At 64.2% G+C, this 13,552-nt stretch carries 14 protein-coding genes; 7 read left to right on the forward strand and 7 right to left on the reverse strand.

The features are described 5' to 3' along the window. Nucleotides 1–14 precede the first annotated feature (14 nt). Both QFZ21_RS19025 and QFZ21_RS19030 read right to left on the reverse strand, forming a co-directional pair. Nucleotides 15–770, reverse strand: a complete 756-nt coding sequence (locus tag QFZ21_RS19025) for an SDR family NAD(P)-dependent oxidoreductase (RefSeq protein WP_307380662.1) — start codon at nucleotides 768–770, stop codon at nucleotides 15–17. Between the two features lie 107 nt (nucleotides 771–877). Continuing rightward, nucleotides 878–1,774 carry an SDR family NAD(P)-dependent oxidoreductase gene (locus QFZ21_RS19030; protein ID WP_307380665.1) on the reverse strand — a complete coding sequence of 299 codons (897 nt, stop codon included), beginning with the start codon at nucleotides 1,772–1,774 and terminating at the stop codon, nucleotides 878–880. Nucleotides 1,775–1,940: 166 nt separating this feature from the next. Between QFZ21_RS19030 and QFZ21_RS19035 the strand changes: the two genes are divergently transcribed. Further along, entirely contained in the window at nucleotides 1,941–2,543 is a 603-nt protein-coding gene (locus tag QFZ21_RS19035) for a TetR family transcriptional regulator (RefSeq protein ID WP_307380668.1), read from the forward strand. Between the two features lie 66 nt (nucleotides 2,544–2,609). On the opposite strand, the gene QFZ21_RS19040 is transcribed toward QFZ21_RS19035, so the two are convergent. After that, a complete protein-coding gene (locus QFZ21_RS19040) occupies nucleotides 2,610–3,251 on the reverse strand; it encodes a TetR/AcrR family transcriptional regulator (RefSeq protein ID WP_307380670.1) in 642 nt (213 codons plus the stop codon). A 65-nt stretch (nucleotides 3,252–3,316) separates the two neighbouring features. Between QFZ21_RS19040 and QFZ21_RS19045 the strand changes: the two genes are divergently transcribed. Then, nucleotides 3,317–4,750 carry a cytosine permease gene (locus QFZ21_RS19045; protein WP_307380672.1) on the forward strand — a complete coding sequence of 478 codons (1,434 nt, stop codon included), beginning with the start codon at nucleotides 3,317–3,319 and terminating at the stop codon, nucleotides 4,748–4,750. A gap of 29 nt (nucleotides 4,751–4,779) precedes the next feature. Next, nucleotides 4,780–5,505, forward strand: a complete 726-nt coding sequence (locus QFZ21_RS19050) for an MBL fold metallo-hydrolase (protein WP_307380674.1) — start codon at nucleotides 4,780–4,782, stop codon at nucleotides 5,503–5,505. On the opposite strand, the gene QFZ21_RS21130 is transcribed toward QFZ21_RS19050, so the two are convergent. The 3 genes from QFZ21_RS21130 to QFZ21_RS19060 all read right to left on the reverse strand — a co-directional run bounded on the left by QFZ21_RS21130 (nucleotide 5,463) and on the right by QFZ21_RS19060 (nucleotide 8,509). Next, nucleotides 5,463–5,981 carry a hypothetical protein gene (locus QFZ21_RS21130; protein WP_373426054.1) on the reverse strand — a complete coding sequence of 173 codons (519 nt, stop codon included), beginning with the start codon at nucleotides 5,979–5,981 and terminating at the stop codon, nucleotides 5,463–5,465. The two genes, QFZ21_RS19050 and QFZ21_RS21130, sit on opposite strands and share 43 nt — an antisense overlap. Nucleotides 5,982–6,272: 291 nt before the next feature. After that, nucleotides 6,273–7,478, reverse strand: coding sequence for a Xaa-Pro peptidase family protein (locus QFZ21_RS19055; RefSeq protein WP_307380676.1), 1,206 nt, complete (start codon nucleotides 7,476–7,478; stop codon nucleotides 6,273–6,275). 98 nt (nucleotides 7,479–7,576) lie between these two features. Then, nucleotides 7,577–8,509 (reverse strand): NAD(P)-dependent oxidoreductase, encoded by a 933-nt coding sequence (locus QFZ21_RS19060; RefSeq protein ID WP_307380678.1) that lies wholly within the window; start codon nucleotides 8,507–8,509, stop codon nucleotides 7,577–7,579. A 77-nt stretch (nucleotides 8,510–8,586) separates the two neighbouring features. Between QFZ21_RS19060 and QFZ21_RS19065 the strand changes: the two genes are divergently transcribed. From QFZ21_RS19065 to leuD, 4 genes are all read left to right on the forward strand, one after another. Next, nucleotides 8,587–9,171 carry a branched-chain amino acid ABC transporter permease gene (locus QFZ21_RS19065; RefSeq protein WP_307380681.1) on the forward strand — a complete coding sequence of 195 codons (585 nt, stop codon included), beginning with the start codon at nucleotides 8,587–8,589 and terminating at the stop codon, nucleotides 9,169–9,171. Between the two features lie 46 nt (nucleotides 9,172–9,217). Further along, nucleotides 9,218–10,225 carry a Gfo/Idh/MocA family protein gene (locus tag QFZ21_RS19070; protein WP_307380683.1) on the forward strand — a complete coding sequence of 336 codons (1,008 nt, stop codon included), beginning with the start codon at nucleotides 9,218–9,220 and terminating at the stop codon, nucleotides 10,223–10,225. Between the two features lie 66 nt (nucleotides 10,226–10,291). After that, nucleotides 10,292–11,728 carry a 3-isopropylmalate dehydratase large subunit gene (gene leuC / locus QFZ21_RS19075; protein WP_307380686.1) on the forward strand — a complete coding sequence of 479 codons (1,437 nt, stop codon included), beginning with the start codon at nucleotides 10,292–10,294 and terminating at the stop codon, nucleotides 11,726–11,728. A 2-nt stretch (nucleotides 11,729–11,730) separates the two neighbouring features. Then, nucleotides 11,731–12,357: a 3-isopropylmalate dehydratase small subunit gene (leuD, locus tag QFZ21_RS19080; RefSeq protein ID WP_307380689.1), complete on the forward strand. Its 627-nt coding sequence runs from the start codon at nucleotides 11,731–11,733 to the stop codon at nucleotides 12,355–12,357. Between the two features lie 308 nt (nucleotides 12,358–12,665). Here the strand turns inward: leuD and QFZ21_RS19085 are convergent, their stop codons facing one another. Continuing rightward, nucleotides 12,666–13,355 carry a hypothetical protein gene (locus QFZ21_RS19085; RefSeq protein ID WP_307380692.1) on the reverse strand — a complete coding sequence of 230 codons (690 nt, stop codon included), beginning with the start codon at nucleotides 13,353–13,355 and terminating at the stop codon, nucleotides 12,666–12,668. Between the last annotated feature and the right edge of the window lie 197 nt (nucleotides 13,356–13,552).

A 13,552-nucleotide genomic window follows, 5' to 3' on the forward strand; every position in this document is an offset into this window, starting at 1 on the left:
GCGTTCCCTTGGGTTTACTGTGCCAGGTAGCCACCGTCGACGGGGTAGTGAGAGCCGGTGACGAAGCTTGCAGCATCGCTTGCGAGGAAGGCGATCACGGCCGCCACCTCGTCGGCCCTACCGAGTCGTCCGATCGGGTGCTTGCTCTCCGTGTATCGAAGCATGTCTGCGTCCATGTTGTCTTCGACGAGGGGCGTGAGGATGAAGCCAGGGCCGACCGAGTTGATGCGGACACCCTGCGCGGCGTAGTCGAGTGCGGCAGCTTTGGTGAGTCCCAGGACGGCGTGTTTTGAGGTGATGTATGCGCTGGACATGGCAACACCGATACTGGAAGCGATCGAGCCGGTGTTGACGATCGCGCCGCCGCCATTCGCGACAAGGGCTGGCAGTTGGGCACGCATTCCGTTCATGACCCCGGTGACGTTGACAGCGAGGACTTCGTCCCAGGTCTGCATGGGATAGTCGGCGGCTGCAGCTACCGATCCGCCAATCCCTGCGTTGTTGATGGCAATGCCGAGAGGCGCGAGCTCGCTGGCCTTGCGCACGGCCTCGAAGGCGTGCTCCGGGTCGGTGACATCTCCGACCAGTCCTACGGCTTTGCCGCCAGCGGCGATGATCTCATCGACCACGCTATTGAGGAGCGCGGCGTTGATGTCGGTGATAAGGACGGATGCGCCGTTCGCGGCAAGCAAATGAGCAGTCGCCCGGCCGATGCCGGATGCGCCTCCTGTCACGATTGCGGAACGGTTGGCGACGTCATATGCGGCCATGATGTGCTTCTTTCTCTAGGGGTGATTTGTGCGTCAAATGAAGGTCTGCGTGAAGGAACTGCCCACGATTGTTGGATAGAGGGCGTCTGTTTTTCGGGACTGAGTCGTTATACGGGAAACGTGACGCCAGTGAGTTCCTCGGACACGGACCACAGGCGGCGCTGCGTTGCCAGGTCGTAAGAGGCGGCGCTGGAGGTAACCAGCTGCGGGTGTCCTCGCGTCTCCCGCATACGGTCGGGGCCGTAGTACTGGCCGCCGAGCACACTTGCATCAGTTGCGGCACGCAGGGTGGGTAGCGCGCCGTCCGCAGCGCTCTGGGCAAGCAGAGGCTTGACGGCGGCCGAGGCGACCCGAGCGAGGGCGGGCAAGTTCTGGGTCAGCTCGGTGGACGCGTTGCCCGGGTGCGCGGCGACGGCCACAGTGCTGCCGCGCTCGGCGAGGCGGCGCTGCAATTCGTAGGTGAACATCAGGTTGGCCAGCTTGGCCTGACCGTAGGCGGCGACACGGTCGTAGGTGCGGTCCCACTGCAGGTCATCGAAATAGATGTCCGCCCGAATGCGGTGACCGTAGCTGCTGACTGTCACCACCCGGGAGCCTGGCACCGGCAGGAGGTGATCGAGCAGCAGCCCGGTCAGCGCGAAATGGCCGAGGTGGTTCACGCCGAACTGCAGGTCGAAGCCATCGGCTGTCTTCTGATGAGGCGTGTACATCACGCCGGCGTTGTTGATCAGCAGGTCGATCCGCGGGTGAGCGGACCGGAGGTCGGTGGCCGCTGCGCGCACGGATGCCAGGGAGCTCAAGTCCAGGTTCTGGACGGTGACGTTGGCGCCGGGCACATGAGCGGCGATTCTCGACGCGGCCTGTTCGCCCTTGCCGATATCGCGGACGGCGAGGACCACTGCCGCTCCGTGGTCCGCGAGGGCACGGGCGGTCTCGAAGCCGAGTCCGCTGCTGCCTCCAGTGATCACGGCGACCCGGCCGTCCTGTCGGGGGATGTCATTCATGGTCCATGGGGTGGTCACGGGGGCGGCTCCGATGTTTCGTGGTCGACTTGTCGATGCCACTATAAGCCACATCTGCCACTGAGTGTCACCTATGCCGACTAACGGTAGGGTAATACACATGAACGAGTCCACTCCGATCCCCGTGCGTGAACGAGCGCGACGGGCCATGCGCGCCGAGCTGGCGATGCTGGCGCAGGATCTGTTCGCGGACAAGGGCTACGAACAGACGACGATCGATGACCTGGTCGCGGCTGCCGGCATCTCCAGGCGCACGTTCTTTCGCTACTTCACCTCGAAAGAGGACCTCATGCTGGGCAAATACGATGCCTGGTCGCAGATGCTGGCCGAGGCGCTCGCTGCACGACCCGTCGACGAGCCGGTCTGGGAATCGCTGCGGCGGACATTCGATGTTGTCGTCGAGCACTTCGAAGACGCGACGCTAGCGGAGCGGGCCCTCGCGATCGAGAAGATCATCCACGAGATCCCCGCCCTGAGCGCGAGCGAGCTCGAGCGGATCTCACGCGTCCAGGGCGAACTCGCCGAACTGGTGGGGGCGCGGATCGGCCTTCAAGCGGTCACCGACCCTCGCCCGGCTGTCATCGCCGGCGCGGCCCTGACCTGCGTGCTCGCCGCGAAGGACGTCTGGATGACCACAGACCGCGGCCGACCGTTCGGAGCGCTGCTCGATGAAGCCATGGGCGCGCTCAAGCCGGTAACGTCACAAAGCGACAACAGAAGCCCGTCATCGACTGATCAAGTTCACAGCTGACGTCCGCCAGTGAGCTGTCGCTATTCTCGCGCCTGCATCGGATAGCAGTTCGACTGCCGCTCGGGATCATGTCTGAGCGGCGTTGGCGACGCGCAGGTTCGGACTTTCGAAGCGTCCGAGGATGGCTGCGGCAGAGCGGCGGAGCGTGCTCTCGGTGAGTGGATCATCGACCTCTCGCATCGAGGCGTGTGCGCTTGTTCCGTCGATCAGTGCGAGGAGTTGCCACGCGGTCTCGTCGGCGCTTTCGACATGGAACTCGAGAAGGCTCATCCCCTCTTCGATGATGTCGCGGACGAGTCGGTGCCATACCCCGGCTTGCTCGCGGAGCGCGGACTTCAGATGGGGGTTTCTTCGCGCGACCGCCCAGCTTTCGACCCACACGAAGGTCACCGCCGCATACTCCTCACTCAAGGACGACTCGAGCACAGCGTCGAGCTTTTCTACTGGTCCAGGCAGGTTCTCGAAAGCCTTGGTCATCTCGTCGTACTCCTCTGAAGCAAGAGCCGTGTAGGCCTTGGCGATGAGTTCGTCGAGCGAGAAGTAGTGGGTGACGAGGCCGGGTGTGACCTGGGCTAGAGCGGCGATCGGCCGAACGGCCAGAGCGCCAAGCCCCTCGTCGCGAGCGATCTGCTTCGCCGCCCGCACGATCTCGGCCGCCCGTTGCTCTGGTGGCAGCCTCACCCGCGTACTCGCGATCTTCGTTGACATGTCTTCATACTCTCACTACGCTCGCCCTATTGGTCAGCGGTTTAATAGGCGATGGAGACTATGGCATGAGCAGCACCAGAAGCAACACAGTGAGCACAGATACCGCTGGTCATATCGAGGTCGGAGGGATCGATGTCATCGCAGAAGATCAGCGCCACGGTCGCCCTGCCGGTCTTTTCGGGATCTGGGCCGCCGCGAACGTCACCTACCTCTACATCGTCTACGGCGGGCTGCTCGTCATTGTCGGTTTGCAGGTGTGGGAAGCGCTCATCATCTGCGTTCTCGGAAACCTGTGGTGGTTCGCCGTCGGCTGGGTCTCGATCTCCGGCCCGGCGTCCGGCACTCCCAGCGTCATCATCATGCGGGCGATGTTCGGCGTGCGCGGCAACAAGTTTTTTGGGGCCGGACTCGGCGCGTTGATCGCGGTCCTCTTCGTGATCTTGAACGTCACTTTCGCGGCACTCGCGTCGACGGCACTGTTTGAGGCTCTCGGGGTCGATGTGACGCCAGTGGGGGAGTTGCTGCTGCTCATCGCTGTGGCCGCTCTGAGCCTCACGCTCAGCGTCTTCGGTCACGCCACGATCGAACGCCTGAGTCCATACATCTCCATCGTTGTCGGTGCGTGCTTCCTCCTCGCCGGCATCTTCGTGCTCAGTGCCGCCGACTGGGGATACCAGTCCCCAGCTCTCGGCATCGGGGAGCGAGCAGCACTCTGGCTGCTGGGACTGACGATCATCGCCTCCGGACCGCTCTCCTGGTACACCAGCGCCGACTTCTCCCGATACCTCCCAACCACGAGCTCAAGGAAGGCCATCGTCGTCTGGACCGCACTGGGCGGCATCATCCCCTCTGTCCTGCTCGGAGCACTGGGGGCCATCGCCGCCACCAGCATCGACATGAACGACCCGCAGACCGCGATCGCCGCCATCGTTCCCGCCTGGTTCTATCCTGTGTTCCTCGCGGCGGTGATCGTGGGGAGCATCGCCAACAACGCCCTCACCGCGTACTCCGCCGGCCTCTACGTCCAGACCTTCGCCCCCCGCGTCCGACGTTGGGTCACAGTGACAATCGTGGGAGCCGTGTGTGTGCTGGCGGCGGTGTACCTGCTCTTCCTCGCACGGGATCTCCTGGAAACGCTCAACTACCTGATCGAGATCTCGGTCGCGGTCATGGGCCCCCTCCTCGCGATCTACGTCGCGGACGTGGTGCTGCGCCGTAACCGCTACGACGGCTTGGAGTTGAGCCGCACGGACAACAGGAGCCCGTTATGGTTCCGCAGTGGGTGGTCGCTCCCTGGGACAGCGGCCCTGCTGATCGCCACAACGGTGGCGCTCCTGATGGTGAACACCACTCTGTACGTCGGCCCGATCGCCGCGGCTCTGGGAGGCGCCGACCTCTCCTCCATCGCGGGCCCGCTGATCGCAGTAGCCACGTACGCAACGCTGTGGAAGCGCGAGGAGCAGCGGACATCGTCCAATCGAACTGGAGTCGCCGCATGACTCTTCCCGTCGTAACTGACTGGTTTCGAATGCGTGACGTCTCCCCAGGCCTCACTCAAATCGACGAACCATACGCGCACGAGTTCGTTCGCGGCAACATCTGGTGGAGACAAGGCCGGGACCGGGACCTCCTCGTCGATACTGGGCTCGGAATCGCCAGCCTTCGACAAGCGCTCCGAACGCTGACAGCCACGCAAGGACTCACATGGCGCGAGCCGATCGTCGTCCTCACCCACGGGCACCTCGACCACGCCGGAGGCGCCGCAGAATTCGCCGATGTGCGGGCGCATCCGGGGGACGTGCCGGCAGCGGTGACATCGCTCCACGGACGCACCTTTGCCCAGCAGCTGGGAGCGAAACCAGACCCGTCACTGCCCGAAGGCCTGCTCGTCTCAGCCTCACCGCGAGCGGCATGGGATCCCCGACACCACGACGTCGGCGAAATCACCGCCACCCCCGCAGAAGCAGGAGACATCATCGACCTCGGGGACCGGCGATACGAGGTTCTGCACCTCCCGGGCCACACCCACGGCAGCATCGCACTTCTCGACCGGGTCAACCGCGAACTGTTCTCCGGAGACGTCGTCTACGACGACATCTTGCTCGACGACCTCCACGAATCAGACCCCGAGGACTACCGACGTTCCATGGACCTACTCCGACGACTCGACGTCAACGACGTCCGGCCGGGCCACGGATCGTCATTCGATCACTACGTCCTCCAGCGCATCATCCGCGCGTACACGTCCCGTTGAACGCCGCCGTCGGCGAGCCTCGGGTACGGTGTTCGCCCGTCCCACGCTTCCGCCTCCGCGACGGGCGATCCGTTCCGAAGTACTCCGAGGATTCTCCACGGTTCCAGCTTCCGCAGCCCGATTTCGCTGAACCGCCGAGAACGGCCGTGCACGGTGATCGTCCCTGGACCTGTGGGACAGATGATCACTAGCGCCCGTTCGCCGTAGGTGGTTTGGGTCGCAACTGCGAAGACTTCGGTGGTGTCCGGCTGGACGCTTCCAAACCCGGCGAGGACCCCGGGGCCGTCGATCTCCACCGATACGGTGGCGGTGGCGTCGGTCGCGATTGTTCCCGTCTCGTCGGAGAGCTCGACGCTGAGGTTCGCGAGATCCGTGCCGTCAGCCCTCAGCTCGGAGCGATCCGAGGTGAGGGCAAGATGGATCCGCTCGCCGCGAGTGCGCAGGGTGCTGCTGCCGATCTCCTCCCCGGGCGCGATACCGGATCGCCATGCTCGTCATCATCGCGTCTCTCGGCTTGCTGGCAGGTATGGTGCTCATGCGCTGCCCGGTGTGGACGGTCTTCCAGGAAGGGACAATGATGGCCCTGCCGCTGACTGCCGCCTTGACCTACTACTTCGGAACAAGATGGCTCAAAGGGCCGGAAGAAGAAGTAGCCCGTCGGTCGTACCGACTAGCTGGTTGTCGGCACGGTGCTTGTCGTACCGCTTCCTCTAACTTTGAATCCGCATATTGCTGCGAAGCCGGGAGTCTGCCCAGCTTTCGCTCGCTCAGTATGGGTTTGCGATGAAAAGCTCCTGTGCCGGGAATTTCGTGAGCACCTCGATGCCGTAGTCGGTAACGACCACTTCTTCCTCAATGCGCGCGGCCGACACGCCGTCGCTCGCAGGGCAGTAGGTCTCCATCGCGAAGACCATGCCCGAGCGCAGCTCGACAGGGTCCTTCATCGAGTTCAAACGGGAGATGATCGGTCGTTCGTGCAGTCCCAGGCCGAGGCCGTGAGCGAATTGGAGGCCGAATGCCGCGAGCTCGTTCTCGAAACCGAAATCCTCGGCGCGAGGCAGCACGCTGGCGACCTGGTCGCTTCCGACTCCCGGCTTGATCGCGTCGAGCGCGAGATCCATCCACTCCCGTGCCTGCTTGTACGCGTCGCGCTGACTCGGCGTCGACCAGCCGACCCCGAACGTGCGGTAATAGCAGGTGCGATAGCCGTTGAACGAGTGGATCATATCGAAGAACGCCTGGTCGCCGGGGCGGATGATCCGGTCGGTGAAGTTGTGCGGATGCGGATTGCAACGTTCACCTGAGATCGCGTTGACAGCCTCGACCTGGTCCGAGCCATACTCGTAAAGCCGCTTGTTCGCCAGCGCCACGATCTCATTCTCCCGCACCCCCGGCTTGAGCGCTTCGACGATGTCCTGGTAGACGCCATCGACCATCGCTGCGGCCTGATTGAGCAGGAGGATCTCGTCCTGATTCTTGATCACACGAGCGTCCAGCATCGCCTGCTGCGCGTCCGCGACCCGCAGTCCTTGACGCTGCAGCTCGAACAGGAACGGCGGCTCCACGATGTCGACACCCAAAGGCGCGTCGGCCAGGCCGGCCGACTTGAGCAGCGAAGCGATCTCGGACACGGCATCGCGCATGAGCCCCGCGCCGTCGGGCGACACCGCGCCCCGGAAACCGAGGAAACCCGCCCGATAGTTCTCCTCCGGCAGCCAATCCGAGTACAGCTTGTGGTGACGGACAGCGGAGCCGAAGTCCCAGAGAATCGGATCGTGACCGCGCATCAGAAGCGCGTACCGGATCATCTTGTCGCCGAGCGCTCCACCGATCCACGTCTGGGTCGTGTAGCGGATGTTGTAGAAGTCGAACAGCAAAAACGCGCCGCAGTCACTGTTCTCGAGCGCTTCTTGGGCGCGTGAGAGGCGGTAGTCACGCAGTCGGTCGAAATCGACACGGCGTTCGTAGTCCACCCCGTTCTGACCCGGCGCCTCCAGCGGTCGTATGCCTGCAGGCCGAGACGTGGGCCGCTCGAACCGACGATCCCGCTGATGTGAGTGATGCGCCCCCATCACCGCGCCTCGAGACCGTCGCTGACAGACACGTTCTCCGCGACGATGTCCAGACCCGACCCGTGCGCGGCCGTGAGGATGAGAGAAGCGAAGTCGCGCTCGATATTGCCGTTGCCGACTTCCTGCGCCACGATGTCACGCGTGATCGACGCGAGGGGCATGACGACACCGAGGTCGCGAGCGGCGGCCAAACCGAGGTCGAAGTCCTTCTTCAGCAGCACATTCGTGAATGTGGGCGTGAAGTCGAGGTTCACCAACGCGGGGGTCTTGTACTGCGTGAAGACCGACCCCATCACCGAGTCGTTGAGGAAGGACAGGAACGCCTCACGCGAGACCCCGGCTTTCTCGGCCAGGACTGTGATCTCGGCGAGCGACTGAGTGACGACCCCCAGGAACACGTTGTGCGCGATCTTGACCGTGCGCGCGACCTCGCCCTCGCCGACATACGTCACGCCGCGACCCCACGTCTGCAGCATCGGCTCCACCGCCTCGAACACCTCGCGGGGGCCCGACGCCGCCACCGTGAGCTTGCCGACGGAGATCACCTTCGGATTTCCCGAAACTGGTGTCGCGAGAAAGCCCACACCTCGCGATTCCGCCGCGGCCCGCACCGTGGCGCTCGCCTCCGACGAGACCGTCGACGCATCCGCGATGACTTTGGGTACGCGGCCCTCATCAGTCAGCAGGCCACCTTCCCCGAGCATCACCTGCTCGAGGTCTCTCGACGCGGATACCATGCTGAACACGACGTCGCGGCCCGCAAGCTCGACCGGGCTGTCGACCACCGTCGCGCCGAGCTGCGTGAGGGGCTCCGCCTTTGCACGCGTGCGGTTGTAAACCTCGACGTCGTACCCGGCATCCAGAAGACGCTTCGCCAGCTGGAACCCCATTCGTCCAGCGCCGATCCATCCGATACTCGGTTTCCCAGTCATTTTTCGCTCCCTAAACATTCGATTTCAGTAATTCTTGGGTGACTTCATGTGCACTCGGGCGTTCATGCGCCGCCTGAGTGCACACGGGAGAGGGGTGGCGGTTATGTCGCCTTGCCTTGCCCAGCCTCATAGCGTGCGCGCATCTCTGCGTTGATCGTCGGCCACTCGCTGCCCGGGGCGAGTTCTCCCGTTGGGGACTGCAGGCGCGTGGGGGGCGAGACGATGCGGTGGCGGCGGAGTCGTCGGGGCTGTCGCCGACGCGCGTGCGTCTGCCCGCCCTGCTGCTCGGCGGAGTACTGTCGGGCGCTGCGGGTGCCGTATGGGCTCACTACCTCACCGCGTTCTCGCCGGCGACGTTCGGGATCGACCCCGCTGTCATCGTCGTGATCATGGCAGTCATCGGCGGCGTCCACAGTGTCAGTGGCGCGATACTCGGCGCAACCATCGTGGCGATCTGGCAGGAACTGACCCGGCAGATTGAAAGCGGTGCGGTGCTGTTCGGTATGCAATTGCCGATGCTGCCGGAATTCGGAGCACTGACGCTCGGTATCGGTCTCATCGTCGTGCTGGCGTTGCGGCCTCATGGGCTGCTGGCATCGCGCGAGTTCCAGCTGTTCCGTCCGAGGACTCAGGTGCTGCCGGAGCAGCCTGCATCCGTCTAGGCACAGCGTTCACCATTGCGAAAGCACAGAAGAAGAGGAATCTGAGATGAAGAAACTCCGCATCGGAGCAATCGGGCTTGGCCTGCTGGGCGCGGCGCAGGTCACGACGGTCGCGCGGTCGGTCGCGGTGGGAGAACTGGTCGCCGTCTCCGACTTCGACCTGGGCCGTGCGAGGGAGATCGCCGATTCGCTCCCGGGCGACGTCAGGGTCATCGCGAGCGCGGAAGAGCTGATCGCGGCGGATGATGTGGACGCGGTCCTCATCGCCTCCAGCGCATCGTCGCACCTTGAGCTCGTGCTCGCTTGCATCGAGAATCGCAAACCCGTGTTCTGTGAGAAGCCACTCGCCCTCACCGGGGCGGACTGCGAGCAGATCCTGGACGCTGAGATCGATGCCGGACGGCAGCTCGTGCAGGTCGGATTTATGCGCCGGTACGACGCGGCCTTCGTGGATCTCAAGAGCGCCGTCGCCACGGGAGACCTGGGTGACATCGTCGCTCTCCAGTACGTCCATCGTGCTGCGGATGTTCCCGAGTCGTTCACCTCCTCGATGCACACGACAGAGGCGGTGGTGCACGAGGTGGACACGACCCGGTGGTTGATCGACGACGAAATCGTCGAGGTGAGGGTCGAGGGGACGGGCGGGCGCTCCGGACTGGAGGAGTGGCTCGATCCGCAGTTCTTCTACTTCCGCACCGCGGGAGGAGCGATGGTCTACGCGGAGGTGTTCCTGCGCGCGGGGTACGGGTATGAGATCGGGTGCGAGGTGGTCGGGCGAAACGGCACTGCCCGATTGACGAACGCGCCGTCGACGTCGGTGAGTCTCGGTTTCCGCACATCCGGCGGCCGAGAGAAGGACTACACGGTCCGCTTTGCCGACGCGTATCGTGGTGAACTCGCGGGATGGGCGGAGGACGCTATCAACGGCGTTGTCAATGGTCCGAATTCCTGGGATGGCTATGCGGGTGCTGCCGTAACCGACGCCTGCCTCGAGGCGTTGCGCACCGGCGAGCCGGTCGCGGTGAAGATGCGCCCACGCCCTTCCTTCTACTGAAGAACGCCGGGCTGTGGCTTGTCTGCGCGCGAAGGACGATCAGAATTCGATGAAGAGGTTTTCGCCATGAGTAATTTGGTTCCCCGCACGCTTGCTGAGAAGGTCTGGGATGATCATGTGGTCGTGAAGGGCGAGAACGGCGAGCCGGATCTCATCTATATCGACCTCCACCTGGTCCACGAAGTCACGAGCCCGCAGGCTTTCGACGGCTTGCGAAAGGAAGGGCGTCCGCTGCGCCGGCCGGACCTCACGATCGCCACCGAGGATCACAACACTCCGACGTGGGAGATCGACAAGCCGATCGCCGACCTGACGAGCCGCACACAGATCGAGACGTTGCGGCGGAATGCTCCCGACTTTGGCGTGCGTCTGCATTCGCTCGGGGATGCGGAGCAGGGGATCGTGCACGTGATGGGTCCGCAGTTGGGCTTGACGATGCCCGGGGTGACGGTGGTGTGCGGTGATTCGCACACGTCAACACATGGTGCATTCGGTGCGATGGCCTTCGGCATCGGCACGAGCGAGATCGAGCACGTGATGGCCACGCAGACGTTGTCGTTGAAGCCGTTCAAGACGATGGCGATCAACGTCGAGGGGGTGTTGCGTCCTGGGGTGACGGCGAAGGACATCATCCTCGCGGTGATCGCGAAGATCGGCACCGGCGGTGGGCAAGGCTTTGCGCTGGAGTATCGCGGCAGCGCCATTCGCGCGCTCTCCATGGAGGGCCGGATGACGATCTGCAACATGTCGATCGAGGCCGGCGCGCGTGCGGGCATGGTGGCACCCGACGAGACGACGTTCGCGTACGTGCAGGGGCGCGAGCATGCGCCCAAGGGCCAGGACTGGGACGATGCCGTGACCTACTGGCGCACCCTTCCGACCGATGACGGCGCTACTTTCGATGCCGAGGTCTTCATCGACGCCGACCAGCTCGAGCCGTTCGTGACCTGGGGCACGAACCCGGGTCAGGGAAGCTCGCTGTCGGCCTTGGTCCCGAACCCCGCCGACATCAGCGACCCGAACGAGCGTGCAGCGGCCGAGCGGGCTCTGGAGTACATGGACCTCACGCCGGGCACGCCGCTCAAGGAGGTCCCTGTCGATGCCGTGTTCATGGGCTCCTGCACGAACAGCCGCATCGAGGACCTGCGGGCGTTCGCGTCGATCATCGAGGGCAAGAAGAAGGCGGACGGCGTCCGTGTGATGGTGGTGCCCGGTTCTGCCCGCGTGCGTCTGGAGGCCGAGGCCGAAGGTCTCGACAAGATCATCACCGACTTCGGTGCGGAGTGGCGGTTCGCCGGCTGCTCCATGTGCCTGGGGATGAACCCCGACCAGCTCGCGCCGGGTGAGCGCTGCGCTTCCACCTCCAACCGCAACTTCGAGGGCAGGCAGGGCAAGGGCGGTCGCACGCATCTGGTCTCCCCGCTGGTCGCTGCGGCCACCGCTATCCGCGGCACCCTGTCCAGTCCCGGCGATCTGCTGGTCACCGTCGGAGAAGAGGCCTGATCGTGGATAAGTTCACGACCCACAGCGGTATCGCGGCGCCGCTGAAGCGCTCCAACGTCGACACGGACCAGATCATCCCCGCAGTGTTCCTCAAGCGCGTGACCAGGACCGGGTTTGAGGACGCGCTCTTTCATGAGTGGCGGAAGAACCCTGACTTCGTCCTCAACAGCGCCATCTACCGGTCATCCTCGGTGCTGGTCGCCGGACCCGACTTCGGTACCGGGTCCAGCCGCGAGCACGCGGTCTGGGCGCTGCGCGACTTCGGATTCCGGGTGGTGCTCAGCCCCAAGTTCGCCGACATCTTCCGCGGGAACGCGGGTAAGCAGGGCTTGCTCGCCGCGACGATCTCGGAGGACGACCTCATCCGGATCTGGGCCGCGATCGACCGATCGCCGGGAACCGAGATCACCGTCGACCTCGCTCGACGCACCGCCCGGATCGACGAAGAGCTGATCCCGATCGGTGTGGATGACTACACGAGATGGCGGCTCCTCGAAGGGCTCGATGACATCGGGCTCACACTCCGCCATGAAGACGAGATCGCGCAGTTCGAGGCCCGTCGCGAGTCGTGGCGGCCCCGGACCCTCCCCCTTCCCTCGCTTTCTGCGTCAAGCGTCCGCGGGGCCTGAGCGGAGCCGTGGCCGGTCGACGTCAGCCCGCCGGCGTCGGCGCCAGGTCGCCCGACGGGAAGATGCGCGCCAGCGCGTGGCCCGTCTCCTCCTAGCGAACACCGTGTGAACATTGTCTCTCGAACGTCAACGGGCGTGTATCTCACGCGCACTCGAGGCGCATGCGGTCGAGGAAGTGGTGGAGCGCACGCCGCTGCTTCTCCGCTGGCCACGCGGGGGGCGATCGATGAGGCTGAGTGACATGCCACTGGTCCATACCCTGACGAGATCGATCGTGCTCTCGAGTTACTCCTGCGAGACCACTGGTTCTAGGCCCGCTCGGACCACGCGCCGCATGACCGCGTCGACCTCATTAGAAACTCTGGATGTTGGCTCGGTGCCGCAGTAAGCAGGCAGAGCGACGAAACCTTCTTCTCGCGAACGTCCTGCTCGTCGTCTAGCAAGAAGCAACGGAGGACGTGACCGGTACGTTGGCGGGGGTCAATGGTCGCGATCTCAGCGAGGACGGCGTTCGAGCCGCCGAGCTCCTTCGCGAGATTCGAGAGGGTAAGCTTCGCGAATCCGCCTTCGGCGAGCACCGTGATCGTTGCGTCGATGATTGCTTCTGAGCGCTCTTGCGCATCCACGGCCTGGGGTATCCAGGCTTCACTAACCCCCGCCGGTGCCGCCGGCAGCCCATCGCCAAATAACCATCTTGCGGCGAGTTCATTTGCCGCCTCATCGATGTCAGCGTCTGGAGCGTGATCAGGATTCACCTCGTCGACGATGGGCGCCGTTCCGACGTGGCCAAGCAAGATGTGCGCTACCTCATGCAACAGAGTGAAGAATACTTTGTCGATCCGCTTGCCGCGACCACTAAGTCCGACGACCGGCGTCTCGCCATCGAAGAAGGCGCACCCGTCGAGCTTGCTCGAGGGGATGGTTCTGGAAGAGCACGATGCCGCGACCGCGATCGCTTGGGGTGCGCACTGGCTTGCTGGGTACACGGAATGGCGCATGAGTCGCCACTGGCCCGCGGACGGAACTTACGCACATGCGTCGTAAGCCCGTCGATCCCCTTGACGCCTCCTGACTGGGACCACAGCCAGCTCGCTATCCAGGAGATCGGCGGATGGATCAAGAACGCAGACACGAAGTTCACCATCCTCGCCGGAGATCCTTCGGGCTGAGCTTGACGTTCGCTGTGCCTAGGCTC

It is taken from the genome of Microbacterium sp. W4I20 (genome assembly GCF_030816505.1).
In the GTDB taxonomy this organism is placed as follows: Bacteria; Actinomycetota; Actinomycetes; order Actinomycetales; family Microbacteriaceae; genus Microbacterium.